Genomic DNA, 24,825 nt, shown 5'->3' with positions numbered 1-24,825 from the left:
GGGAGCAGGGGAGCAGGGGGAGAAATAATTAATTCCCAATGCCCAATTCCCAATGCCCAATTCCCAATGCCCAATCGCCAATTCCCAATTCCCAAAATTTAATATATGCCAATCACTACTGATTCTCCTTCGCCCCGTATTCCATCTGGAACTCGTGACTCGCGCAAGCACACCCCCAAGACAGATATGCGGGGACTTTATCAAAGAGCAATTCGTGAGTCATTTGTCAAGCTCGATCCTCGAATTACTGTTAAAAATCCAGTTATGTTTGTTGTTTGGGTGGGGACAATTGTCACCTTTTTAGTAACCCTTAACCCAAATCTCTTTGGCACAATCCAGGCAGATATCAACCAACAGCGCTTGTTAAATGGGTTGATTACCTTCATTCTCTTTTTCACCCTCATTTTTGCTAACTTTGCCGAAGCCGTAGCTGAAGGGCGTGGTAAAGCACAGGCTGATTCACTGCGATCGACGCGATCGGATACGATCGCTAACAAAATCCTCCCAGATGGTTCTGTACAACAAGTAAATTCTACGGAACTGCGACGGGGCGATTTGGTAAAAGTAGTTGCAAATAATATGATTCCCGCCGACGGGGATGTAATTAAAGGTATCGGTTCGGTAGATGAGTCGGCAATCACTGGGGAATCTGCGCCAGTACTGAAACAACCAGGTACAGATATTGCCAGTTCAGTCACAGGAGGTACACGCCTACTCTCAGATGAGTTGACAATTCGGATTAGTGCCGATCCTGGTCAAGGCTTTATCGATCGCATGATTTCCTTGGTAGAAGGCGCACAACGCACCAAGACTCCCAATGAGATTGCTTTGACGGTATTGTTGGCAGTGCTAACTCAGGTGTTCTTGATTGTAGTGGCAACTATGCCGCCATTTGTTAGCTACATCGCCAACTTTATCACCACAGCCTTTGCCCCGGAAGCGGGAAACAGTTTACGTACTGGTGGTAGCGTTGCCATTCTCATCTCCTTACTGGTAGCTTTGATTCCCACAACTATCGGTGGTTTGCTCAGTGCAATTGGCATTGCAGGGATGGATAGGGTTGCACAGTTTAACGTCATTGCTACCTCTGGTCGGGCAGTAGAAGCCTGCGGCGACATCAATACCTTGGTGCTAGATAAGACAGGTACAATCACCTTGGGGAACCGGATGGCTGATGAGTTTATTCCTCTGGATAATCACTCATTAGAAGATGTAGCGCGAGTTTCCTTAGCTGCTAGCTTGTTTGACGAAACACCAGAAGGCAAGTCAATTGTAGTTTTAGCTGAAAAGTCTCAGGTTGCGGTCGATTTTAATCTCGACAAAGCCGAAGGTGTGGAATTTTCAGCCAAAACCCGGATGAGTGGCACAAATCTACCCAATGGTAAACAAATCCGCAAAGGTGCGGTAGATGCCATTAAGGGATTTGTCCGTTCTCGTGGTGGTAACGTTCCTGATGATATAGATGCAGCTTATGAGCGAGTTTCCCGGTTAGGCGGTACACCCTTAGCTGTTTGCCAAGATGACAAAATTTATGGTGTCATCTACCTCAAAGATATTGTCAAACCTGGTCTGCGGGAAAGATTTGACCAACTGCGTCGCATGGGTGTTCGCACCGTCATGCTCACAGGTGACAACCGCATTACTGCTTCGGTAATTGCTAAAGAAGCTGGGGTGGATGATTTCATTGCCGAAGCGACTCCAGAAGACAAAATTGAGGTGATTCGCTCCGAACAATCTCAGGGTAAACTGGTGGCAATGACCGGGGATGGTACTAACGATGCACCTGCTTTGGCTCAAGCAAACGTGGGTGTGGCAATGAACTCTGGGACACAAGCTGCCAAAGAAGCTGCTAACATGGTGGACTTGGACTCTGACCCTACGAAGTTAATTGACTTAGTAACCATAGGTAAACAGTTGCTAATTACCCGTGGAGCCTTGACAACATTCTCCATCGCTAACGATATTGCCAAGTATTTTGCGATCATTCCGACTATTTTTGCGGCTGCTGGAATTGGCGCACTGAATATTATGGGATTAAAAAGCGCCCAATCTGCGATCGTCTCGGCGTTGATTTACAATGCCTTGATTATTCCGGCACTGATTCCGTTAGCACTCAAAGGGGTGAAATTCTTACCTTTAACGGCAGATCAACTCCTACGCCGCAACATCTTCATCTATGGACTTGGTGGCATTGTTGCTCCCTTTATTGCTATCAAACTGATAGATATTATCTTACCTTTGTCTTAATTTACTATGAAACCTGTTCATATCCGTCGCACTATCCTTGCATCGCAAGTAGTTGAAGAAATAACTGATATCTGGTGTCAATGGCGTAGACAAAAACTGCCACTGTATTTGTTCCTGGCGATGTGTTTCAACCTAGTGGTTGCACCTCTAGTCTATGCAGCTACTGGCGAACAACTTTCCCGCAGTCAATCTTGGGGATTGGGACTGTTAGGACTGGTGACGCTAGGGCTTTCTATCTATTTATTTTTTGTTATGTTTGTACCGGAGAAATTCTAATGAGTTTTGCACGTGAAGCTAGTAGAGCAGTTCGTTCTACCCTGGTACTGTGGGTTATTGGAGCGATTATTTATCCTTTTGCGATGATTGCTATTGGGCAGATTGCGTTTCCATTTCAGGCAAATGGAAGTCTGCTGAAAAATAACAACGGTCAAGTTGTGGGTTCTGCTTTGATTGGTCAACCTTTCACTAGCGATCGCTATTTTAACAGTCGTCCCAGTACCACGAGTTACAGCACAGCCGACCCCAAAAAAGATGATGCGGGAGTTTTGAAAACTGGAGTTTCTGGCGCTAGTAACTTGGCTCCCAGTAATCCTGCATTGCTGGAACGCATCAAAGGTAAAGATGACCCAGACCCCAGCAAAAAAATTGAAGGCGATTTGACTCGTCTGAAAACAGCAGGTGTACAGCCGACTGGCGATTTAGTCTACACTTCTGGTTCCAGCCTTGACCCTCATATTACTCCCGAAGCTGCGATCGCGCAAATTGCACGAGTAGCCAAAGCACGAGGATTTCAGCCGAACCAATTAGAAACTTTGATTGCCCAAAACACCGATGGTCGCTTTCTCGGCATCTTTGGTGAGCCTGGAGTTAATGTGTTGAAGCTGAATTTAGCTTTAGATCAAATTAAGAAATAAAGCTATGGCAAATAGTAGAGACGACGAATTTTCCGTCTCTACTGTTCAGAATTATTATCTAAGGCTAAGATTCCCGACTTGCTTAAGAAGTCGGGAATCTCGTTTTTTATGATTAATTAAGTAAGACTATATCTCTAAATATATACCTATTTAAAATTATCTAATACATCTTATATACCTGCAAGATATATCTAAAATAAAATATTTTTTGTGTAAAATATTGCACAATAATATTAGAATTAAAAAACATTTTGTGTTCAAATACAAAAAAGCTTTAGAACCAAGATTGTTTGGTGTTTTAATCCAAGCTAATAGCGTTTATTGCGGCATTCACTTAACTGAAATTCAGTTGCCTAAACAATGCGCTTTTCTAGGAATTTTAAGAGATGATCTAGTCCTTTCAGCAATAGACAATCCTCCTATTTTCGCTGGTGACTACATTTTAGCAATAGCAACTAATCCGATGATGATTCCTGCTCTCAAGGTAACACTTAAGAAAATTCATTGTGTTTACTATTCACTCAACAGTTGCTTGTTATAAACTCGACAGATAGGCGGACAATCTGTTAATTCAGACGACTCAGATATACCAAACAATCTCAAATCCACATATTATTAGCTAGATGAATACTTATTTCTTCTCTTATCATGCATCTGATCCAAAGATGATCAAAAATTTAGGTGCTACTATCACAACTCAATCAAGGGTGAAATTAGAGAATTTTACTCTAAAAATGTTTAATCTAGACGACTTTCCCTTAATCGTAGTCTGACTAATTTCCTTGTTTTTAATATGTATACTTCAAGGCTTTTTCAAGTTTATATATTCGCCCAAAAAACTGTTTATCAGTCTACCCTGATTGAAGCAAATCTGGCAAATAAAACACATAATAATACAAAACTTCATGAAGGAGATATTCCTTTTGTAGCAGTGTTTTTGGCTCATATTTCCTTCATGATTGTTTGGGCAATTGTCGTTTATCTCGTTTCATCTTTCTGCAAAGCATTAGAAGATCCCCCAGAAAATGCGGTACAAGATAAAGACGAAATAGTAAGCATCAAACATGTACACCAACATTTCTGTAAAAGCTGCCATTTTTTTAACAACAACTCTTATCTAAAGTGTGCAGTCAACCCTGCCACTGCTCTAACTAAAGAAGCGCTGAGTTGCTCTGACTACATTCCTAAATAGGCGAGTCCTTTCTGGATGGTGTTCGCCATTTTTGAAATCTTAATTAGCGTAACTGCGATCGCAGAATATCAAGGCAATCCCGCCGTGAATGCCCTGTCGGGTAGTCAGCAACCCAATTTGGAGGGTAAAAATTAGTTAGGCTGGGCGGAAACTACCTTATTCGCCACATCTCAACAAAATAGGTTTTGTATCAATTATTTTCTCCACCAAAACAATAAGTTACACATTTTATGAAAGCAAAAGAGACGATATTTGTTATTCCGACTCATCGATTGAGAGATGTAGCACAGACCATCGAAAAGTATGATGAGAATTTCTGGGCAAATGGTCATGCTGTAAAAATTATCGTCTTTGATGATTCCAGTATTGCTAACCACGAGAAATATTACCCACTTTTAGAGCAGACTAAGACAGTCAATGATGTGTATTATGTAGGGCCTCAAGAGAAAGAGAAATTTATTACATTTTTAAATGAAAGACTGCGCGATCGCAAGCTAGAATCACTCGTCAAAAACTTATTTCGCCCTAGCTATGGGGGGAATCGCAACTTCACCTTAATGTATACTCTTGGTCATTTAATGGTCAGTGCAGATGACGATATGCGACCAGATGCATTGATTGAAACTAGCCCAGAGTCTTTATCAGGTGATGAAATATGTCGAGGTAAGCTGATCAAGTCTACTCAACAAGGCGGCTTTGTTCATAAATCTTTTGACTTACTCACCGCTTTTGGTGATGTTCTAGGTAAAAAAGCCAGCCAGGTACCAGAAAACTTCGAGGCTGGAGAATTGGTTGTTGATACAGCAATGGATTTAGAAACCAACACAACCAAAGGCTACTTTCGAGAAAACAGCCTCGTATTACAACAGGGAAGAGTCTTGAATAATGCCATCGTCAAGATTGCCCAGACTTTTCGCACAGGAACTAATGATATCGATACACTTGATTTTATTCACATGTATCTCAATGATGAAAATCAAATCAGTCCCAATGATCTGAATGATTTTTATATTCTTACTAATTTTCGACCTGTTATCACCAACAAAAACTGGAGAATGGATTGTGGAGTTGCTGGATATGATAATCAGCTAGGTTTACCACCCTTTTTTCCCACTCGGCTCAGATTTGAAGATTATATCTACAGGATTTGGATACAGCAAGAGGGTATTGCAGCTGCACACGTTGATGCTGTCCAGAACCATATTAGAAATAATTATATGCGTAATCCTCTTGCTAGTGAACTCTTTAATGAGGAAATATGTAGCCTGCTGAAAAAGAAGATTAAGAGCAGTGTTTATCATCTTGACGACCTGGGAATCAAGTTTGATTACTCTGGCGAGGTTACATTGCAAGACTCTGAGGAAATTCTGGAAAAAATTTTTGCTATCCACAACCAAGTAGTTAAAGCCTCAATGTCTGCCCAGAGTGAAGAACGTAAGCAGTCACTTCAATTGTTTGCTGAGAATTTATCGAGAGTATTTTATGGGTTTGAACCAGACTTTTTTCAGCAAAATGTTTCCAGAATTATTGATGATGTCATTAGCCAATTTCACGGTTCTCTAGAAATATGGGCAACTCTAGTTGAAATTTGTTACTTTTACAAAGATAAAAAGGATTTACCGCAAATCAGAGTCAAGAATAAGAAGCTAAAGTCCAGAAATGGCGAAAAATTGAGCTAAATTCAATCATAATCTCTTAATCTGGCAAATAAGTTACAAATAAGTCTTTACGATTCTTCATCCGTAAAAATTTTGTCAGATATGGATTAAGTAACAGCAATCTGATAAGATTTCAAATTAAGTAGAATAACTGCTTGTTATCTTTTTCTTTAACCCATTGATTTAGGGTATTTTTTAGGAAAGGAAAATAAAAAATGTCTCATCTATTGTGGAAAACTCTGGTACTAAGTCCAGTAGTTTTGGGAGTGACGGTGTTGGTTTCCGCTAGGGCTATAGCTACTGAAGTAGCAGGCTCCTCTGAAAATATAAAGGCAAAAACTGCTCAGACAGAAGCACCAATATCTTCTGATGCTTCAAGATTTATTCAAACAGAGCAACCAAAAGTTAATCAGCTATTGGTTGCCCAAAAGACTGATGATAATCAGGTTTTAGAAGAGGTTAACCGCTACAGCACTGAGGGTAAGAACCAAAATTCACTGTCTCAAGTCACATCAGTTTCTCAGTTTTCTGATGTACAGCCCACTGACTGGGCGTTCCAAGCTTTACAATCCCTGGTTGAACGCTACGGTTGTATTGCTGGATACCCAAATTCTACCTATCGTGGCAATCGGGCACTGACTCGTTATGAATTTGCCGCAGGTTTGAATGCTTGTTTAGATCGGGTTAATGAACTGATTGCAACAGCGACTGCTGACTTGGTAACAAAACAAGATTTGGCTACCCTCCAGCGTTTGCAAGAAGAATTCTCGGCAGAACTAGCAACTTTGCGTGGTCGAGTTGATGCTGTAGAAGCACGGACTGCTGAACTAGAAGCAAATCAGTTTTCTACCACCACAAAATTGGTGGGTGAAGCTATTTTTGGCGTTACTGATATTTTTGGCGGTAACACTGGCGATGTTAATAATACTGTTTTCCAAGATAGGGTACGTTTAGACCTGCAAACCAGCTTCACTGGTAAAGACGTTTTACACACCCGTCTTGCAGCCGGTAATGCACTAGCCTTTAATCAAGTGGATAATGCTGGTGTTCCGATCAATACTGCTGAAGGCACGCAAACTTTTCAAATCGGCAGCACTGGTAGCAATTCTGTCAGTATAGATTGGTTGGCGTATTACGTACCTATAGGCCCAGTTCAAGCTTACTTTGCGGCCACCGGAGGTATTCATAGCGATTATGCTGCCACTAATAACCCTTACTTTGAGGACTATGATGGCGGTAATGGTGCTTTGTCTACCTTTGCTTCTGAAAGTCCCATCTATCGAATAGGTGGTGGTGCTGGTGCTGCATTGACCATACCCTTTGGTAGTGGGGGCAGTTTTTTCAAACCAAGTTCGCTGACTATAGGCTACTTGGCATCAAATGCTAATAATCCTGGACTAAACCAAGGTTTATTGGAGGGGAACTATGCGGCTCTTGGACAGTTGAACTTTAGTGTTGGCGATCGCTTGGCGATCGCTGCTACCTATGTTCACGGTTATAGCGGTGCTGGAGGCGGGAATTTATTCGATCTAGGTGGTGGTTTGGGCAGTGCTAACCGCGTTGTAGGTACTAATCAAGCTAATACCCTAAGTACTCTAAACGCATCTTCGAGTAACTCTTACGGTATAGAAGCTGCCTTCAGACCCAGCGAAAAACTATCAATTAGTGGCTTCGTTTCTTACCACGATGTCACAGGCTTTGGTGCTAATGATGATTATGAAGCTTGGAGCTACGGTCTTGGGGTAGCCTTACCTGACTTCGGTAAAAAAGGTAACGTTTTAGGTATTTTTGCTGGTGCAGAACCTTATGCGTTTAACCGACCAGGTTTTGCTGGTAATGATATCCCTTATCACTTTGAAGGCTTCTACAAGTATCGCGTGTCAGATAACATCTCAATTACCCCTGGTGTCATCTGGTTGACCTCTCCTGGTCAAAGCAGCGCTAACGACGATGCAATTATCGGTACTCTGAGAACAACTTTCACCTTTTAAAAGATTTGGTGAACGCAAGTCCAATCTAGGAAAAGGTTAAAGGGCAAAAGGGAAAGGTGAATTTAAATCCTTTCCCTTTAACCAAAAAGTTTTGTATTTGGGTTGAAATAGCTTTCCTGCTGTCTGGAGTAAAAAACAACTGGAAGAAATGCCAGGACAAATAGTTTACCAATCCAGACAAACCTTCAAATATCGACACGGAAGCTACCATTTAAAATTACCTTATTTGCCTCCATAGAAGATACTGGATGTCTCTTGACTTACTTAGTCTCCTAGATTGCCAAACATAGCAGCAAAGATGATTCGACATCCAGCTTAAGGGCTGTGATATTATGGGAGACTGCTGCATACATTTAGAAAAACTAGCAATTGAATCAATCATGGCACTGACGCAACTGCGGAAACAAGAAATAATTTCCAATTACCAAGTTCACGAAACCGACACTGGTTCGGCTGATGTCCAAGTTGCCATGCTAACTGAGCGCATTAACCGCCTCAGCGAACATCTCCAGGCAAATAAAAAAGACCATTCTTCTCGACGGGGACTGTTGAAGCTAATTGGTCAGCGTAAGCGTCTTCTAGCCTACATATCGCAGGAAAGCCGGGAAAAGTATCAAGCTTTGATCGCTCGCCTCGGTATTCGTGGATAGGGGCTACCGCTTATGTCTGCTGAAGAATCTGAACGCAGTCGCTTGCCCTTTGAACCAAACAAAAAGCGCCAAAAACCCGCAAAAACTCAAAGTAAACCAGCAGCACAGCCACAAGAATCTGGCAAACAGGCTGACAAAAAACTGACTTACACCAAACAAGAGATGGCTATTCCTCAAGTAGTCAGCCAGAGGATGATCCGACGGGTAGCTGGTTTCTGTGGCGTACCAACAGCTTTGGGCATTAGCGTCCTGGTTGTTAGCTATCTGCTTGCTATCTACTCCGACATCCAACTACCTCCCATCGCCGTGTTATTGGTGAACATGGGACTATTTGGTTTGGGGGTCTTAGGCATAACTTATGGCGTTCTCTCTGCCTCTTGGGATGAAGAAAGAGTCGGAAGTTTGCTAGGTTTGGGTGAGTTCAACACCAATTGGGGACGAATGGTGGCAGTTTGGCGCGAAACTCGGCAAAAAAACTCATAATTAATGGCGCTCAGGTATTAGGTAACTGCGGTATTGGGTAAATAAAAGAAGTGAATGTTGAAGTTGAAATTTTATAACTTCAACATTGCTAATTAAAATTATATAATCTTTTTATACCTACATCCAGCTACCCAGTAGTAAAACTACTGACTGAGCGCTATATTTTGTCTATTTATTTTGTAAATAAATTTTGTTTTTAACTATTCGTAATTAGGGCAATAGGCAACAATAAAGTTAGCCCATTTACAGAAAATTTTACTCAATTAATTAGGAACTTTCACATGATTATAGTAATGAAAACTGGTTCCCCAGAAGCGGAAATAAACCGCATTGATGAAGAATTAACTAGCTGGGGGCTAACTCCAGAAAAAATTGTTGGTCAACATAAAGTAGTTATTGGTCTTGTAGGTGAAACTGCCAGTTTAGATCCATTACAAATTCAGGAACTTAGCCCCTGGATTGAGCAGGTGTTACGGGTAGAGCAGCCTTACAAACGAGCCAGTCGCCAATACCGTCACGGTGAGGCTTCGGAAGTAGTAGTTAATACTCCTAATGGAGCAGTGGTATTTGGTGAACATCAGCCTTTGGTAGTCGTTGCCGGCCCCTGCTCAGTAGAAAATGAAGAAATGATTGTAGAGACAGCACGGCGCGTCAAGACTGCTGGAGCAAAATTTTTGCGCGGAGGGGCATATAAACCTCGAACTTCACCTTACGCCTTCCAAGGACACGGCGAGAGTGCTTTGGATTTATTAGCAAGGGCGCGGGAAGTCAGTGGACTAGGTATTATTACAGAAGTGATGGATGCGGCTGACCTGGATAAAATTGTCGAAGTTGCTGACGTGATTCAGGTAGGAGCAAGAAATATGCAGAATTTCTCCTTGCTCAAAAAAGTGGGAGCGCAGCCGAAACCAGTTCTCTTGAAGCGTGGAATGGCGGCTACTATTGAAGATTGGTTGATGGCAGCCGAGTATGTTTTGGCATCTGGAAATCCCAATGTAATTTTGTGTGAAAGGGGAATACGCACCTTTGACCGCCAATATACGCGAAATACGCTGGATTTATCGGTAGTACCAGTGTTGCGGAAACTGACTCACCTGCCAATTATGATTGACCCCAGCCACGGCGTAGGTTGGTCTGAGTTTGTGCCTTCAATGGCAATGGCTGCGATCGCAGCTGGCACAGATTCTCTGATGATAGAGGTTCATCCCAACCCTGCCAAAGCTTTATCCGACGGGCCTCAATCTGTGACACCAGACCGTTTTGATAAATTAATGCAAGAATTAGCAGTCATTGGTAAGGCGGTAGGACGCTGGCAGCAACCAGCAGTAGCTCTAGCTTAAAATTCAGTTGCAACTTCTTGCTGGGCATAAATAAATTAAAGTTTGTAGTCAGGACTTTAGTCCTAACAAATCTAAGTCACCTACTACAAACTAAGTTATTTAATATGTTTAATTATGCTCAAGTATAGCAGTTATCGAATGGAAGCAATACAGTTTGACATCTCTCCTTTTAGGAGAGATGTTTTGCATCTTACTCCCCTTCCCTTATAGAGAAGGGGCTGGGGGTTAGGTCTGTATTGCACTCAACTGATAACCGCTATATTTATTGTAAATATGAAATAATACCCCTTTAAAATATTTCTAAAGGGGATTTTTAAACATTAACTAAATCTATGAAAAATGAACTCTGCAATCAATATTGATGGGCAATATTTTTTGCATTTGTAGGTCTTTTATCTTCTATATACATAGCGAGCCGGTATCCATCGACGACCACGATTTGTTTGCACCCAACGTCCAGGAACTAGTATCCTTCTTCTCGCTTGAACAGGGGTGTAAACCCTAACTGGCGATGGTCTTCTGATTATTCTAACTGGAACTGGTCGTCTAACTGGCCATCTAGCCTGAGCATCGGCTTGGGAAGGAATAAAGGTAACAGCAATTGGTAAAATCAGTGCTGCACTAGCAAGCATTCTTTTAATACTCATTCGCAAACTTTCCTTCTATGATGTAGATATCAAAGAGATTAATTTTTCGCAAAATCTTAATCTCTTTGACAAGTAAATAATAGGACTGAAAATAGATATACACTAGTGAAAAAGGTAATTAGTTAAACCATGACTAATGTCATGGATAAAAAATATAAAAATAACTCTGCTTTTAAAGACAACTATTTTTACATAATGGCAGTGCCCACCTTATCTTTGCCATCTAAAAAAAGGGATGGGTATTTTGCCCATCCCAAAAAATTCACTTTGACTCAATAGCAAAACTTTTATTGTACTGGTGGGGTGGGAAAAGCACCAGGTTGCACGGCTACGTTAAGATTCTGTCCATTGCGACGTAATTCTAAGCGCAAATCACCCCCGATTTGGCTATTTTCTACTACTTTTTGGACACTGTTGGCATCTGTGACTGCTTGCCCGCCAAGCTTTTGGATAACATCACCAGCACGTATCCCTGCTTTAGCAGCTGGTGAATTTGGCACAACTTTTACAACTAATACACCTTTATCTTCATTCACACTCAAACCGCTATTGGGATCTGAGTTGATATTTTGTTTTAGCTGAGGTGTTAACCCCACCATTTGAATTCCCAGATAAGGATGTTCTACTTTGCCTGTAGCTATTATTTGACTGGAAATGCGTTGTGCTGTGTTGATGGGAATAGCAAAGCCTAATCCTTGTGCCCCTTGGATAATGGCTGTATTCATGGCAATCACCTCGCCACGGGAATTTAGCAGGGGGCCACCGGAATTACCGGGATTAATGGCTGCATCAGTTTGAATATACTCTACTCGCTTATCGGCAGCGCCGATTAGATTGCTGCTACGTCCGGTAGCACTGATGATTCCGGTAGTTACTGTATTATCTAGTCCAAGGGGGTTGCCGATCGCGATCGCCCATTCTCCCGGTTGCAGTTGATCTGAGTTACCCAATGCTACTAACGGTAGATTGTCCGCCTGAATTTTGATCACAGCAACATCGGTCAACTCGTCTTTTCCTAACACTTTTCCTTTAAAACTACGCCCATCCTTGAGCGTTACTGTTACTGTATCAGCACCATCAACTACGTGGGCGTTAGTGAGAATACGACCATCAGCACTAATAATAAAGCCTGAACCAGTACCTCGTTCTACCCGATTCTGTTGTTCTGGCATTTGAGAGCCAAAGAAACGTTGGAAAAATGGATCGTTAAATTCTTCTGGTACCTGGCTTTTTACGGTTCGGGAAGAATCAATTCTTACTACAGCCGGCCCGACCTTTTGCACCACTTGGATAACAAAGTTAGGATCTGTGGCAGCTGATAATGGAGGAGCGGCATTTACTCGACTCACTCCCAAATTAGATGCACTCTCAGACACCTGCTGAGAATGTCCAGCCATGTAGCCACCTGCCAATGTCATACCTGATCCCAGCAGCACCAGCGATAGAGAGGCGGCAGCCTTTTTCCAGGGTGCTTGATTACGGTATTTGGTGTCAGTTGTGTTGGATAAAATGCTATTTGATGGGTGTTCTCCATCACGAGATTGGTTTTGCATTGCTGTCTGGAAGGATATTTAGATGTATTACTAATGTAGATATGATTTGTGACAGTTTTGTTGCAGAGGTATTGCGTTGTTGTGAAAGCTTTGGTATTTTACTAAACCTTATTTGGAATATACTCATTCGTAGGGTTACACAGTTGTGATGCGTGTCAACTTAGAGCCAGAGCGGTTTATAGCCAACTATTTTTCGTTAAGTTGACTGCGTGTTTTATACCATGTGTGAAGGAATGAAAATGCCACAGGGAAAAATTTTACTGAAATCTGGCACTTTATGGACAAGTGTGAAAGAACGAACTGAACATGCTTTGCAATGCGGGGCGTTACTGTCGATTCCGACAGAATTTGAATTTATCGAACAGGATGGCGTGCGCTTTTTAGTGCGGATTTTGTCTAATCTGAATCGTAAAAAAGCAGCTAAGGAGAAACAGGAAAAACAATCTGCTGTCTCTGGTCAAGAGTTTAATCCTTTTTTGCCCTACGAAGAAGATTTATTTGTGGCGGATATTTCTGATACTCATGTATGTATTTTAAATAAATATAATGTTGTCGATCGCCATCTGCTAATTATCACACGTGCCTTCGAGGAACAGGAAAGTTTGCTGACTCTGGAAGATTTTGCAGCTATGTGGGCGTGTTTAGATGATTTCGATGGTTTAGCATTTTACAACAGTGGCAAAAGTGCAGGTGCTAGTCAGCGACACAAACACTTACAATTAGTGCCACTACCACTTGTACCTTTAGGGCCGCAGATACCTATTGAACCTCTACTGAGGGCAGGACAATTTCAGGACTCGAAGGCAACTTTAGCAAAGCTTCCTTTTGTAAACGCTTTTGCGCCACTAAATCCTCATTGGATGCGATCGCCATTTACAGCAGCCCAAGCAACACTAGAAGTTTATCGTAGTTTGCTAGGGGCTGTGGGTTTAGATGCAAGGCAATTGGGTGCTTACAATCTGCTAGCAACAAGAGAATGGATGTTGATCGTACCGCGATCGCAGGAGCATTTTCAGTCTATCTCTGTGAATTCATTAGGATTCGCTGGTACTTTACTTGTGCGAAACGCAGCAGAAATGGAAATTCTCAAAGCCCAAGGGCCGATGACTATCCTCAAGAATGTTGCTATATCTTAATTCAGTTTGTTTAACGAATGCTCCAGGTAAGCAGTTGTTTTTGAATCTCAGACATAGGATAAGCCAAATCTCGGTCTTCGCCTTTTCTTGCAAAGACGATGCCTAAAAGCCGATTTTGCGAATCAATTACCGGACTGCCAGAATAACCGGGTTTGAGTGCAGCTTGAGATATTTCTAATCGCTGATTTTGATAGCTGATTTGTCCTGATTGCATAGACCAAGATTTATCTTCACCTCTTTGAGCAGAATGACCGATAATCCGAATGGGCATTTTCGGGGCGATCGCAGTTGAAGAGATAGATAAAGGCTGGATATCTTCTGGTAGTTTACCAATAATTTCCAAAACAGCTAAATCGAGTTGTTCCTCAGAGGTCATTTTGAATAGCTTGGCATCTCGCCGCATTCGCACTCGGTTGGATGGCGGTGAACTGAAAAATTCTACTTGAATATTTTTACCTTGTTCATTGCCATCAAAAATTACATGACGATTAGTGAGGATTAATGTCCGGTTGTCTTCTCGCTTAATTACTATACCAGTGCCGATCTCTGTTCCCTGGCGATCGCTGTTAAAAAACTCCGCAGTGATGAGTACCACAGAACGCTTAACGGTTATGGTTGGGTCATTCTTAGGCAACCATTGGCGATCGTCTTCTACGTCTTTAGCGAGTTTATTTTGTTGCTCTTTCCAAAACCGCCGTACTTCTCTATTGTTGTTACTAGCATAGATATAATCGGGGTCAATCTCTTCTGCTCTATCAAACTGTTCAATGGCTTCTTTTAGTTTTCCTTGCTGTATGAATGCAACACCCAAGCTATTATGAGCGAGAGTATGAGCACTGGCTGGGTTTATAGACTTGTCTTCTGGCAATGTTAGGGCTTTTTGAAAAGCAGCAACTGCGGCATCTAATTTTTTCTGCTGCCTCAGAGCAACGCCAAGACCATTGTAAGCATTAGCATAGTTGGGGTTGATTTGAATTGCCTTTTGGTATGCACTAACTGCTGCATCTAATTTCTTTTGGTCACTCAAGACATTGCCGAGATTGTTGTGAGCAGTACCATAGTTGGGGTTGAGTTGAGTTGCTTTTTGGAAGGCGGCGACTGCTGCATCTAATTTTTTCTGATCTTTCAGTACAATACCGAGATTGTAATAAGTTTTAGCATTGTTAGGATTGAGTTGAATTGCTTTTTGGAAAGCGGGAACTGCTGCATTTAATTTTTTATGGTCATATAGGGCAATGCCGAGATTGTAGTAAGCATCAGCATAGTTGGGCTCAATTTGAATTGCTTTTTGAAAGGCGGCAACTGCTGCATCTAATTTATTTTGGTCACTCAAGACATTGCCAAGATTGTTGTAAGTACTAGCTAAATTGGGGCTGAGTTGAATTGCTTTTTGGTATGCACTAACTGCTGCATCTAATTTCTTCTGGTCACTCAGGATAGCGCCGAGATTGTTGTAAGCAAAAGCATCGTTAGGGTTCAATTGAATTGCTTTTTGGTATGCAGCAGTTGCTGCATCTAATTTCTTCTGATCTTTCAAGGCATTGCCGAGATTGTAGTAAGCATCACCATAGTTAGGATCAAGTTTAATTGCTTTTTGGTATGTGGCAACTGCTGCATCTAATTTACTCTGGTCACTCAGTACAAGACCTAAACCATTGTAAGGTAAAGCATCATTAGGGCTAAGTTGAATTGCTTTTTGGAATGCGGCAACTGCGGCATCTAATTTCTTCTGGTCACTCAGTACAAAACCTAGAGCATTGTAAGCATTAGCATCATTAGGGTTAAGTTGAATTGCTTTTTGGAATGCGGCAACTGCGGCATCTAATTTCTTCTGATCACTTAGTACAAGACCCAAAGCATTGTAAGTGAAAGCATCGTTAGGGTTAAGTTGAATTGCTTTTTGGAATGCAGTAAATGCGGCATCTAATTTCTTCTGGTTATACAGGGTAATGCCGAGATTATTGTAAGCAATCGCATAGTTGGGGTTGAGTTGAATTGCTTTTTGGAATACGGCAACAGCGGCATCTAATTTTTTCTGGTCTTTGAAGGCATTACCGAGATTGTTGTAAGCAATAGCCAAGTTGGGGTTGAGTTGAACTGCTTTTTGGTATGCGGCAACAGAGGCATCTAATTTTTTCTGGTCTTTGAAGGCATTACCGAGATTGTTGTAAGCAATAGCCAAGTTGGGGTTAAGTTGAATGGCTTTTTGGTATGCGGCAACAGCAGCATCTAATTTATTCTCTACATACAGCACATTTCCCAGACCGTTGTAAGCAGTAGCCAAGTTGGGATTAAGTTGCAAAGCTTTCTTGTGAGATGCGATCGCCTCCTCTTGTTTCCCTTGAGCATTTAGCACATTCCCTATACCAACGTAAGCTTCAGCATCATTAGGGTTGAGTTGTAACGCCTTCTGGTGCGCTGCTAACGCTGCATCTAATTTTCCCTGTCGCCTTAAGGCATTCCCCAAATTGTTATAAGCTTTGCCATTTTTTGGTTCAAACTGCAAAACTTTACGCGAAATTGTCTCTGCTTGGGAGTTATTACCGACTGATTCGGCAGCGTCGCCTTGTTTAAATAGCTGTTCAATATTGTTCTGAGCAACTACAAACTGGGGTGTGTTAGCCAGAAATAGAGTTAAAAATAAAGTAGTAAATATACGGTTGTGCATAATCATGCTCATACGTTGACTGATTTTATCAGGACTTACCCGAAAATTCCTAAAAACCGGAATAATTTTTGATAAATACTCGTGAACGAGTCTTTGAACTCCTTTAATGAACCTCGGAGCTTCGTGAATGAGTCTTTGAACTCCTTTAATGAACCTCAGAGCTTCGTGAATGAGTCCTTGAACTCCGTTAATGAACCTCAGAGCTTCGTGAATGAGTCTTTGAACTCCGTTAATGAACCTCAGAGCTTCGTGAATGAGTCTTTGAACTCCGTTAATGAACCTCGGAACTTCGTGAATGAGTCTTTGAACTCCGTTAATGAACCTCAGAGCTTTGTGAATGAGTCTTTGATACTCGTCGATGTAGTTTGTAGTTGAGTTTAATATAGACCTAACAAGAACAGCCCCTTCTCTACTAGCGTTGGAGAGTAAGATTCAAAGCCTCTCTCCTTTTAGGAGCTACCGTGTACACACAAGTTTTGGAAAGTTGCTCCATAGCCTTTTGATCCCCCCAAGCCCCCTTAAAAATGGGGGCAAAAACCTCTCAAAGTCTTCCAATTTATCGGAGGATTTAGGAGGATCTACAACATTTTGGTTTTATAAAGAGAGGAATGGAAGTGAGGTCAAAGTTTATTACATACAAAAGCGATCGCTTAAATAATTCTTACCATGCGATCGCCATTGCTTGGGCTATTATAATTTGCCATTGCTCCTTACTTCCTGTACAAGAGCCTCTACTTGACGACTGTTAATTTTCTCTCTAGGTCGAATAAAAAGCCGTGGATATATTCTTCAGTCCATTCAGCACCATAGAAGCGTTTAAACATCCCTCGTGCTGGGTCTTTTTCAGCCCGATATCGTAGATATCGCAGTTGGGCTTGCTCAATGGCTTCTAAATTTTGGGAATCTGTTACAGCTTCCGCTTGCTCCACGAAATCCAGATAAGCTTTCAAATAGTCTTTAAAAGCGGCAAACACCTGAGTTTCTACTACAGCCGTTTCTTGGGGACGAGTCCATAGAAAAGCGGGAGAGAAAAAGGGCTGTGCTTCTTCTGGGAAATCTCCACCCCAAGATAGATGCTGTTGATGTTCGTGAAAAATGGGCAGAATTGGTTCTGTATATTTTGCCTGATATGCTGAATCATCCCGAAATAAGGGCTGCATATCCAAAGCAATTAGGTGTCCTCCTGGCAATGTCACCAAATCCGCCCCAAAAAAGGGTAAATCGTAGTTGAGGCGGGGGAAAATCACAAAATTCAGCACTTGCAGCGAATTACCACCCTGGACATGAGCAGCACGAATTTGCCGTAATTTTGCAGTTTGAAAGGCGTAACTAGTGGTGACAACCTCTTCCTGATTTTTGCCCTTGCCCACAACAGCACTTTTGAACTCAAACCCAGTGGGGATAGGATAGGGTTGTAAATCCAAGCGCGATCGCATGTAGGCGATCGCATAATCGAGAAATGGCTGATATAGTGTCACTTCGCTTCGCTCCAAATTCATAATCCCAATGCCCAATGCCCAATGCCCAATTCCCCATGCCCAATCCCCGTTATCTTTTACTTGCACTAACTGCTAGAGGAACAGCATCTTCAAATAAGAACTCATGGAGAAAACGCTCCGCCCATTCATGACCGAAGTAACTGCTAAACAAACCAGATGCTGGATCTCGGTCTGCACTATATTGGTCATAGTCTTTTTGGGCTTTGACAATCCGTTGGATATCTTCTGGATCGTGAAGCGCTTGGGCATCTGCTAGCATTTGCCAATACAAGTTTAAATAATCTTGGAAAGCTTCAAAGACTCGCGTTGAAACAGTTTCAGCGTCTGTTTTGGCAAACAAGAGGTACTTAGAAAAATACTGATTGGCATCGTAAAACTTCATTTCCAAGTTTTGCGCCAAATCCGGGTATTTATTATGGAGATATTTTAGCGGAGCTATATATTTGTTTTGATAATCTTCATCCTGAAACAAAGGCTGAAAGTCAAGCACAATTAGATTTTTGACTTTGCCAAAGGATAAAAAATCAATCCCTAACAGAGGTAAATCGTAGTTATGACTAGGATAAATCACGCTGTTAAAAATTTGGGCGCTTTCCCCGGCATCAATATAGGTATAGCGAATTTTCCGCAACTCTTGAGATTGGTAACACCAACTGCGAATAGTTGCAGGGTTTCTGCCGCGATCGCTAACTTTGAATTCCAAACCAGGGGGAATGACCCTACTTTGTAAATCAAAGCGCTGAAATAGCTCTTTTTCTAAAAATTCCAGGAAAGGTTTATACATGGAACATGATTTGTTAACCCTTGCATGAAAATAAGTGATGGCAATCATGCACGTCTCATTTATGAGAAACAAAGCAACATTCCTTAATGGGGCATTGGGAAGAGGCAGGGGAGCAGGGAGCAGAGGGGAGAAAAGTAATTTCTCACCCTTGCACCCTGCCCCCTGCCCCCATTCCCCATTAATGCCTGGCATGATTAGCGATCATTTGCTCTAGAAGTTCTTGGGAAACACAGCGACGTTCAGAACAATAAGCCATTAAGTTGACACCGTTCATCATTCGCACGGTACTAACCCTGACACGAAAATCATCAGTAATAAACCAACAACGTTCTTGACCTTGGTTATTGTCATAGTCAGTATCAATCGTCAGCACTCCATCATCAGCAAACCGATATCGGCTGACAACAGGAATGCTCTCAACATAACCTTGGTTACGGATCAGTTTTCCAGAACGCCTCGTTTCATCGGGAATATCAACCAAAATGGCAGCATTATCATTAGGTTGCCTGGTGTCTAAGTTTGCCTGCCATGCAAAGCTTGCACCGCCTGTTGCTTTAGTAGGGTCTATGCCTTGGTCTTTACAGACTTCTTGGACTTTCAGATCGTCCTTTCCCATGACTTTAATAATCAAATTCGACTCTCCTGACTCATCCGCCGCCGAGTCAAAATGGTGAACGGAACGTTCCGTAAACCATGTACCCTCACTTTTACGGAAGAAGTCGATCATTGACAAGGGCGGTATTATATGCATCTGTTTTAAAACCTCTTTTTATCAAATTTTGCCGTTATTGAATACTGAGCAATGAGATGAAGTCTCAATTTCGCTAAAGTGTAGAATAACTCCAAAAGCTATATTTTTATCAACTGATGACAAATAGTGAAATTCAACTTATCACTAGCGATCGCTCCAGTCCAACTCCAGAAATATTAACAGCCCTCAAAGCTGGAACCCCTCTGGATTGGGTCGATTTGTACCAATTCAATCTTAAGGAAGTTGATTTACAACAAGCTAATTTGAGCAAAGCCAAGCTACTAGGAGCCGACCTCAGTGAGCTAGTCTTGAGTAATGCCGATTTGAGTGGCGCAGATTTGCGAGGCGCTAATCTGCAAGGAGCCGATTTGAGTGGGGCTAATTTGCAGGAAGCCTATTTAAACCGTGCGAACCTCCAACAAGCTAATCTCAGTGGCGCAAATTTGGAAGGAGCCAAACTACAAGTAGCGCGTTATGATACACATACGAAATGGCCCCAAGAATATAACTACAAAGCTTCGGGAGCTGTAGGGCCGGGTGCTAACCTTAATGGTGCTTTTCTTAACACAGCTTCTTTACGAAACGCAGATTTACAAGGTGTTAATCTCCGTGGAGCCTACCTGAGTGGCGCTGACTTGACAGGAGCAAATTTGCAAAGTGCGGCTTTAAGTGGCGCTGACTTAACAAAAGCTTATTTAACTGGGGCTTGTTTGCGGAATGCTCGATTGACCGGAGCCAATTTGCAGGATGCAGACCTACGAGCGACTGACCTATGTGATGCAGAGATGGAGCATCTTCAAAGTATCGCTGGTGCAGATTTTACTTTAGCCCAAGGACTCACAGAAGCAACTAAAGCTATGCTTAAAAGCCGTCCATATTCAGAACTCGACGTTTGGAACGCCTACACTCGCACAACAACTCGTGAGAGTTTGAGTGCTTGATCGTGGCAATTTTAGATTTTAGATTTTGGATGTTAATATCAAGTTCACTTAAATTACTTGATAATTTAGTAGTGGCTTTACAACAGTTGCCAGTTCTTTTTTAGGAGCGCTAAAAACGTAGCGTATCCTTCGGAAAAACCCGGTGGATCGGGTAGAGCATATTGGGGAAATTCTTTATACGATCGCCAGGCTTCCGAAGCTTTATGTCGCAAATGTAAAGCAGATTCTGAGGAACCTGGTGGTCGCCAAGTCATTTGACCAGTTTGTATCTCAGTCACAAATGCCTCCTCATCTCGAAAAAGTTGATCTTTTCTTCCAGATTTTGGCAGATTACCTGGATGTTTTGGTCAAAATTAAGGTAAAAAACATCTTGTCTATTGTTGAAATAAATCTTATCAGAAGATTCAGCACAAACCCATATCGTTATTAGACATCTCCAAAAATTTAATATGCGTTATTCAGAACCCTTGTAGAGACGCGAAATTGTACTTCGTCCCGCTACGCTAACGCGTCTCTACATTCTTTTTCGGAGATGTCTATTGTGGCAACAAGTCTTCTAAAGCAGCTCCGACAACTCGGTGATCCTCATCCTGTCTAAGTTGGTTAAGGGCTGCTTTTGCTTCCGGCTCGTCAAAGCGTTTGAGGGCATAGCTAACTCGCACGCGCATCCGCCAAGATTCATTATTCACTAACGTTAGTATTTGGGATAGTGCCGCAGTATGTTGGCTAGAATCAGCTAGTAAACCGAGTCCATCAACAGAGGATTCCTGAACTGTGAAATCTTCATCTTTTAAACCTTGAACGCAGATATCAAATAGCTCTTCAGGACAATTCATTTCAGCGATCGCAGCTAAAATGCTCCGCTTAACTAGCCAATGGTCATCTTGATAAAATGCCATAACTAGATGAGAAACTGCGACTCTACCAAATAGCGACAAAGAATTGGCCGCCTCAGCTCGCACATTGGGGGTATCGTCAAATTTCATAATTTGCATCAAAGCAGCAAAGGATTCTGCTGATTGTTGATTACCCAAACCCCTAGCTACAAAAGAACGCACCAAAAATTCTGAGTCATGAAGTTTACTTGCTAGCAGAGGAACTGCAACTTTTGATTCATAATCATTGAGGGCTGCGATCGCCTTCAAACGAGAGTGAAAATCTGGGTTCTTCAGTTCAGTTTGGATTTGATCGATTTCCATAGGTGCATTTGGTAGAGCTATCTTTACTTTATTTTACAGATGTCAAAAAATAGCGATCGCATTTGGGAAGATTTAATCAAGGGAATTGGCATTGAAAAGAGGCAGGGGGCAGGGGGAAGGGAGCAGGGGGATGAGGAGGAAGAGGGGGACAAGGAGGATAAAGGGAGAATTATTCAACAAGTCTCTCCCCTGTCTCCCCCCTCTTCCTTGTCCCCCCTATCTCTTATCGATGCCCAATACCCAATACCCAATACCCAATACCAATGACTCAATTAAGCGAAACCGTCAAAGAATTAATCGCCAAAGCTAGAATTATCAGCTTTGCTGAATGGGAACAGTCTCATTCCAAAGCAGCTATCGCCATATTTCAAGCTGCGGATGATGCTTTCCGTTATCTGAGCGACGAAGATTTATTACAGATTCAAACCAAGTCATCCGATAATTCTGAGTTGATTCCTGTTGCTGTGTTATTACGCGATCGCGCCGCCGAAATTGTTGATGAAGCTAGAGAGCAGGTTTTGACGACCTATCCTGAAATTATCCAGCCTGGAGGTGGTCTTTATCCGCCTGAACGCGCCCAAGCTTGCTGGCGAGATTTTTGGCATTTTCTCCGTTGTATTACTTATGGCATAGCAGGTGGACACGCTGAGTATACAAATCCCACAGGACTCCACTATATGAACTTACTCTATCAAGAATTACAAGTTCCATTAGATGCAATGCTCTTAGGTTTAAAAAGCATTAAAGCTGCTAGTTTGAAACGCTGCCCAGCCAATCAGCAAGAAATTCTTAATCCCTATTTTGACCATTTAATCACCCAACTGGCTACTTTTCAAATTCGGTAAGGTAAGTAAGCGTGATTCAAGGTTTGTAGTCACGCCTAGAGCTGCTTACTTACTCAGAGCCAATTTAATTGAATTTACATTACGTAACATAGTTTGATTTATTCTTGCCCACTTCCCAAGATTAACTTTAGCGAATCAGCATGATAAATACTCTTGCTCAAGGGAAAACAACAATACAATCGCCCGTATCCCAATCTCAAATCAAATTCTAAAAACAAGCTTAAATTTCTCTAAAGTACTATCTAACTTAACAAAATTTAATAAATATGGTTTCGGCATCGTATCAGAATGTGTAAAGGTATTTAATGATGTAAAAACTTAAATAATCAAAACTAATAAGGATTTAAAGTCTCTATGACTTCTCCTTTTTCACAAAGATGTAAAGTTTTTTAACATCTGCTGAATTCCTTCTCATAAAATCTAGTTGTTAACTGGGAGATATTTTAAATAGCTTTTAGACCAGCATCACGATTAGGGTTTGCTCAATTCTGCCGTCAGTTGTCATATACAAAGATATCTAACGCACTTTAAAAATAAAGTTTTACAAATGCTAGTCAGTAGCAAAAATAACTGACAACTGAGGTGAAATTCCACGCCCATAAGGGGTAGGATGCTCAAAAATTTCATTTAATTTACGTTTTTAAGGAGATACTTCAATGTCACTATGGGCTATTGATTCACCTAGTGTTGAACTGCGTCCAAACACCAGCGAAAGTGAATTACAAACACTGATTCGGGCGGTTTACAAACAGGTTTTGGGGAATGCTCACTTGCTAGAAAGTGAGCGCCTAGCTACTGCTGAATCGCAATTGCGCGATGGCAAAATCAGCGTCCGCGAATTCGTCAACACCGTTGCGAAATCAGAACTCTATCAATCTCTGTTTTTCAGTTCTTCTTCCCAATATCGGTTCATTGAACTGAACTTCAAACACCTGCTAGGTCGTCCTCCTGCCGATCAAGCAGAAATTGCCGAACACGTCCGCATCTACAACGAACAGGGCTATGATGCTGAAATCGAATCCTATATCGATAGCACAGAGTATCAGCAGAATTTTGGCGAGAATATTGTTCCTTATCCTCGCAGCACTAGCTCCCAAATAGGAATTAAGAATGTTACCTTTAACCGCACCTTTACTTTATTGAGAGGAGTAGCAAGCAGCGATAGCGATCGCAAAGCTAAATTGATCAGAGATATAGGTGCAAATTTACCTACATCTATCAAAGCTCCTGCTGCTGGTTCTAGTGTAAGCAGCACCAACAAACGCTTCTTGATTAAGGCAGTCAAAGGTTCAAATAATCTCCGTACTCGTCTGGGCAACCTTGAATATGTAGTTAACTACAACCAACTGTCTGGGCAAGTGCAAAACATTCATAGAACGGGCGGCAAAATCATCAGTATTACTGAAGTTGCTTAGGGAGTGAGACTGGGGGGAGAATAATAACTTCTAACTCCTCAATACGGTTCGGTTAAAGGGGAAAGGGGAAGGGTTTTGAATACATCCTTTACCCCTTCCCATTCCCCAGACCACAAGGAAAGTAAAAAATGCTTATCCGAAGAACCGTATTGCCCAACTCCTAACTCCCTACTCAGCACGGGCCAAATGCCCCGATACCCCTAACAGCATTCCCAAGTGCAGTTGTAATCAAGGAAGCTAGTATATAGGCTGGGAGAATAACTATTTAGCCAAGATATTCCTTGGATTGTAAGCTACTTTTTAAAATCACTTTTCTAATGGAAATTACTGAATTCTTTGAACTTTCAATTGGGCGATGGCGATCGCAACGTAGCGGTCATCATTTAGCATTCGCTCACTTTGAACAAGTGCTGTCTAACATTGACGTTGAGTCTCTATCCACCAACGATCCGGCGGTATTAGCAATTTGTCAATTGTATGACACCGACCCCGGCAGTATCACTCACCCCTTTCGGATGACTTGGAAAGGTGAGTCAGACTGGGACGATAAACCAATCTCTGGTAGTACCGTGTTGGTGCCAATTCCAGATATAGAAAATCCTTCTAGGGGAAAACTTTTACGCGATCAAGGGTACGCTGAGACAATCCCCGCAGTGGGTAAATACCACTTGAGTGAAGATGGGATTTTTACCCTGCTGACGGAGTATGAACACGCTGCTGCTGAAGAGCGAATTTGGTTTGCCACACCAAATCTGCGATTTCGGGTAGCGACAATTAAAACCAGTGATGGTAAAGGTGTGACAACAGCTTCCTTTTCTTCAGAGATTCGCTCTTTGTCTAGTTCAACCAGTTAGTAATATCAGGTTAAAACATAGAAGGAATCATCTAGTTTTGTCACTACTGAGGTTGAAT

23 protein-coding genes are annotated in these 24,825 nt (G+C 41.9%); 15 read left to right on the top strand and 8 right to left on the bottom strand.

Annotated features, from left to right (window positions below; all coding sequences use genetic code 11):
* Window positions 1-105: 105 nt before the first annotated feature.
* From kdpB to aroF, 9 genes are all read left to right on the top strand, one after another.
* The gene (gene kdpB / locus FBB35_RS09370; protein ID WP_174709402.1) at window positions 106-2,247 is read left to right on the top strand and encodes a potassium-transporting ATPase subunit KdpB; all 2,142 of its coding nucleotides are present in this window, start codon (window positions 106-108) and stop codon (window positions 2,245-2,247) included.
* A 6-nt stretch (window positions 2,248-2,253) separates the two neighbouring features.
* Window positions 2,254-2,523: a potassium-transporting ATPase subunit F gene (locus tag FBB35_RS09365; RefSeq protein ID WP_174709401.1), complete on the top strand. Its 270-nt coding sequence runs from the start codon at window positions 2,254-2,256 to the stop codon at window positions 2,521-2,523.
* Window positions 2,523-3,161 (top strand): K(+)-transporting ATPase subunit C, encoded by a 639-nt coding sequence (gene kdpC, locus FBB35_RS09360; protein WP_174709400.1) that lies wholly within the window; start codon window positions 2,523-2,525, stop codon window positions 3,159-3,161. The genes FBB35_RS09365 and kdpC overlap by 1 nt, the downstream gene beginning before the upstream one ends.
* Window positions 3,162-3,954: 793 nt before the next feature.
* Window positions 3,955-4,353 carry a hypothetical protein gene (locus tag FBB35_RS09355; RefSeq protein WP_174709399.1) on the top strand — a complete coding sequence of 133 codons (399 nt, stop codon included), beginning with the start codon at window positions 3,955-3,957 and terminating at the stop codon, window positions 4,351-4,353.
* 230 nt (window positions 4,354-4,583) lie between these two features.
* A complete protein-coding gene (locus FBB35_RS09350) occupies window positions 4,584-6,032 on the top strand; it encodes a hypothetical protein (protein WP_174709398.1) in 1,449 nt (482 codons plus the stop codon).
* 194 nt (window positions 6,033-6,226) lie between these two features.
* A complete protein-coding gene (locus FBB35_RS09345; RefSeq protein WP_174709397.1) occupies window positions 6,227-8,002 on the top strand; it encodes an iron uptake porin in 1,776 nt (591 codons plus the stop codon).
* A gap of 380 nt (window positions 8,003-8,382) precedes the next feature.
* Window positions 8,383-8,652, top strand: a complete 270-nt coding sequence (rpsO, locus tag FBB35_RS09340; protein ID WP_041565894.1) for a 30S ribosomal protein S15 — start codon at window positions 8,383-8,385, stop codon at window positions 8,650-8,652.
* Between the two features lie 12 nt (window positions 8,653-8,664).
* Window positions 8,665-9,135 carry a PAM68 family protein gene (locus FBB35_RS09335; protein WP_174709396.1) on the top strand — a complete coding sequence of 157 codons (471 nt, stop codon included), beginning with the start codon at window positions 8,665-8,667 and terminating at the stop codon, window positions 9,133-9,135.
* Window positions 9,136-9,416: 281 nt separating this feature from the next.
* Entirely contained in the window at window positions 9,417-10,475 is a 1,059-nt protein-coding gene (gene aroF / locus FBB35_RS09330; protein WP_174709395.1) for a 3-deoxy-7-phosphoheptulonate synthase, read from the top strand.
* A 392-nt stretch (window positions 10,476-10,867) separates the two neighbouring features.
* Here aroF and FBB35_RS09325 read toward each other — a convergent pair whose 3' ends face one another.
* Together FBB35_RS09325 and FBB35_RS09320 are read right to left on the bottom strand one after the other, a co-directional pair.
* On the bottom strand, window positions 10,868-11,122 hold the full coding sequence (locus FBB35_RS09325; protein ID WP_174709394.1) for a hypothetical protein: 255 nt from the start codon (window positions 11,120-11,122) through the stop codon (window positions 10,868-10,870).
* A gap of 287 nt (window positions 11,123-11,409) precedes the next feature.
* Entirely contained in the window at window positions 11,410-12,675 is a 1,266-nt protein-coding gene (locus FBB35_RS09320; protein ID WP_174709393.1) for an HhoA/HhoB/HtrA family serine endopeptidase, read from the bottom strand.
* Window positions 12,676-12,914: 239 nt separating this feature from the next.
* Between FBB35_RS09320 and FBB35_RS09315 the strand changes: the two genes are divergently transcribed.
* On the top strand, window positions 12,915-13,811 hold the full coding sequence (locus FBB35_RS09315) for a phosphorylase (RefSeq protein ID WP_174709392.1): 897 nt from the start codon (window positions 12,915-12,917) through the stop codon (window positions 13,809-13,811).
* A 10-nt stretch (window positions 13,812-13,821) separates the two neighbouring features.
* On the opposite strand, the gene FBB35_RS09310 is transcribed toward FBB35_RS09315, so the two are convergent.
* The gene (locus FBB35_RS09310; RefSeq protein WP_217481705.1) at window positions 13,822-16,479 is read right to left on the bottom strand and encodes a serine protease; all 2,658 of its coding nucleotides are present in this window, start codon (window positions 16,477-16,479) and stop codon (window positions 13,822-13,824) included.
* Between the two features lie 614 nt (window positions 16,480-17,093).
* Here FBB35_RS09310 and FBB35_RS35440 point away from each other — a divergent pair.
* Window positions 17,094-17,228 carry a hypothetical protein gene (locus FBB35_RS35440; protein ID WP_302480964.1) on the top strand — a complete coding sequence of 45 codons (135 nt, stop codon included), beginning with the start codon at window positions 17,094-17,096 and terminating at the stop codon, window positions 17,226-17,228.
* Here the strand turns inward: FBB35_RS35440 and FBB35_RS09305 are convergent.
* The 3 genes from FBB35_RS09305 to FBB35_RS09295 form a co-directional block, all read right to left on the bottom strand.
* Entirely contained in the window at window positions 17,211-17,978 is a 768-nt protein-coding gene (locus tag FBB35_RS09305) for a phycoerythrobilin:ferredoxin oxidoreductase (RefSeq protein WP_217481731.1), read from the bottom strand. The two genes, FBB35_RS35440 and FBB35_RS09305, sit on opposite strands and share 18 nt — an antisense overlap.
* A 49-nt stretch (window positions 17,979-18,027) precedes the next feature.
* Window positions 18,028-18,762, bottom strand: coding sequence for a 15,16-dihydrobiliverdin:ferredoxin oxidoreductase (locus FBB35_RS09300; RefSeq protein WP_174709391.1), 735 nt, complete (start codon window positions 18,760-18,762; stop codon window positions 18,028-18,030).
* Between the two features lie 178 nt (window positions 18,763-18,940).
* Window positions 18,941-19,513 carry a phycobiliprotein lyase gene (locus tag FBB35_RS09295; RefSeq protein ID WP_174709390.1) on the bottom strand — a complete coding sequence of 191 codons (573 nt, stop codon included), beginning with the start codon at window positions 19,511-19,513 and terminating at the stop codon, window positions 18,941-18,943.
* A gap of 116 nt (window positions 19,514-19,629) precedes the next feature.
* Between FBB35_RS09295 and FBB35_RS09290 the strand changes: the two genes are divergently transcribed.
* A complete protein-coding gene (locus FBB35_RS09290; protein WP_174709389.1) occupies window positions 19,630-20,454 on the top strand; it encodes a pentapeptide repeat-containing protein in 825 nt (274 codons plus the stop codon).
* A gap of 77 nt (window positions 20,455-20,531) precedes the next feature.
* Here the strand turns inward: FBB35_RS09290 and FBB35_RS09285 are convergent, their stop codons facing one another.
* Window positions 20,532-20,732 (bottom strand): hypothetical protein, encoded by a 201-nt coding sequence (locus FBB35_RS09285; protein WP_041565167.1) that lies wholly within the window; start codon window positions 20,730-20,732, stop codon window positions 20,532-20,534.
* Between the two features lie 258 nt (window positions 20,733-20,990).
* Window positions 20,991-21,653: a HEAT repeat domain-containing protein gene (locus tag FBB35_RS09280; RefSeq protein ID WP_174709388.1), complete on the bottom strand. Its 663-nt coding sequence runs from the start codon at window positions 21,651-21,653 to the stop codon at window positions 20,991-20,993.
* 263 nt (window positions 21,654-21,916) lie between these two features.
* On the opposite strand from FBB35_RS09280, the gene FBB35_RS09275 reads away from it, so the two are divergent.
* The 3 genes from FBB35_RS09275 (at window position 21,917) to FBB35_RS09265 (ending at window position 24,767) form a co-directional block, all read left to right on the top strand.
* Window positions 21,917-22,498, top strand: a complete 582-nt coding sequence (locus FBB35_RS09275) for a phycobilisome protein (RefSeq protein ID WP_174709387.1) — start codon at window positions 21,917-21,919, stop codon at window positions 22,496-22,498.
* A 656-nt stretch (window positions 22,499-23,154) separates the two neighbouring features.
* On the top strand, window positions 23,155-23,913 hold the full coding sequence (locus FBB35_RS09270) for a phycobilisome rod-core linker polypeptide (protein ID WP_174709386.1): 759 nt from the start codon (window positions 23,155-23,157) through the stop codon (window positions 23,911-23,913).
* A gap of 317 nt (window positions 23,914-24,230) precedes the next feature.
* Window positions 24,231-24,767 carry a phycobiliprotein lyase gene (locus FBB35_RS09265; protein WP_174709385.1) on the top strand — a complete coding sequence of 179 codons (537 nt, stop codon included), beginning with the start codon at window positions 24,231-24,233 and terminating at the stop codon, window positions 24,765-24,767.
* The last annotated feature ends 58 nt before the right edge of the window (window positions 24,768-24,825 follow it).

The sequence above is a fragment of the Nostoc sp. TCL240-02 genome (genome assembly GCF_013343235.1).
In the GTDB taxonomy this organism is placed as follows: domain Bacteria; phylum Cyanobacteriota; class Cyanobacteriia; order Cyanobacteriales; family Nostocaceae; genus Nostoc.
Note: the sequence above shows the minus strand (reverse complement) of the source record. Positions and strands in the feature narration are given on the sequence as shown.

Coding starts and splice junctions, on each gene's coding strand:
- FBB35_RS09275 (WP_174709387.1), top strand. CDS start 21,917: ATGACTCAATTAAGCGAAACCGTCAAAGAATTAATCGCCAAAGCTAGA.
- kdpB (WP_174709402.1), top strand. CDS start 106: ATGCCAATCACTACTGATTCTCCTTCGCCCCGTATTCCATCTGGAACT.
- FBB35_RS09345 (WP_174709397.1), top strand. CDS start 6,227: ATGTCTCATCTATTGTGGAAAACTCTGGTACTAAGTCCAGTAGTTTTG.
- FBB35_RS09350 (WP_174709398.1), top strand. CDS start 4,584: ATGAAAGCAAAAGAGACGATATTTGTTATTCCGACTCATCGATTGAGA.
- FBB35_RS09295 (WP_174709390.1), bottom strand. CDS start 19,513: ATGCATATAATACCGCCCTTGTCAATGATCGACTTCTTCCGTAAAAGT.
- FBB35_RS09305 (WP_217481731.1), bottom strand. CDS start 17,978: ATGAATTTGGAGCGAAGCGAAGTGACACTATATCAGCCATTTCTCGAT.
- FBB35_RS09265 (WP_174709385.1), top strand. CDS start 24,231: ATGGAAATTACTGAATTCTTTGAACTTTCAATTGGGCGATGGCGATCG.
- FBB35_RS09365 (WP_174709401.1), top strand. CDS start 2,254: ATGAAACCTGTTCATATCCGTCGCACTATCCTTGCATCGCAAGTAGTT.
- FBB35_RS09280 (WP_174709388.1), bottom strand. CDS start 21,653: ATGGAAATCGATCAAATCCAAACTGAACTGAAGAACCCAGATTTTCAC.
- FBB35_RS09310 (WP_217481705.1), bottom strand. CDS start 16,479: ATGCACAACCGTATATTTACTACTTTATTTTTAACTCTATTTCTGGCT.
- FBB35_RS09355 (WP_174709399.1), top strand. CDS start 3,955: ATGTATACTTCAAGGCTTTTTCAAGTTTATATATTCGCCCAAAAAACT.
- FBB35_RS09290 (WP_174709389.1), top strand. CDS start 19,630: ATGACAAATAGTGAAATTCAACTTATCACTAGCGATCGCTCCAGTCCA.
- FBB35_RS09325 (WP_174709394.1), bottom strand. CDS start 11,122: ATGAGTATTAAAAGAATGCTTGCTAGTGCAGCACTGATTTTACCAATT.
- aroF (WP_174709395.1), top strand. CDS start 9,417: ATGATTATAGTAATGAAAACTGGTTCCCCAGAAGCGGAAATAAACCGC.
- FBB35_RS09315 (WP_174709392.1), top strand. CDS start 12,915: ATGCCACAGGGAAAAATTTTACTGAAATCTGGCACTTTATGGACAAGT.
- FBB35_RS09335 (WP_174709396.1), top strand. CDS start 8,665: ATGTCTGCTGAAGAATCTGAACGCAGTCGCTTGCCCTTTGAACCAAAC.
- kdpC (WP_174709400.1), top strand. CDS start 2,523: ATGAGTTTTGCACGTGAAGCTAGTAGAGCAGTTCGTTCTACCCTGGTA.
- FBB35_RS09270 (WP_174709386.1), top strand. CDS start 23,155: ATGTCACTATGGGCTATTGATTCACCTAGTGTTGAACTGCGTCCAAAC.
- FBB35_RS09320 (WP_174709393.1), bottom strand. CDS start 12,675: ATGCAAAACCAATCTCGTGATGGAGAACACCCATCAAATAGCATTTTA.
- FBB35_RS09300 (WP_174709391.1), bottom strand. CDS start 18,762: ATGTATAAACCTTTCCTGGAATTTTTAGAAAAAGAGCTATTTCAGCGC.
- rpsO (WP_041565894.1), top strand. CDS start 8,383: ATGGCACTGACGCAACTGCGGAAACAAGAAATAATTTCCAATTACCAA.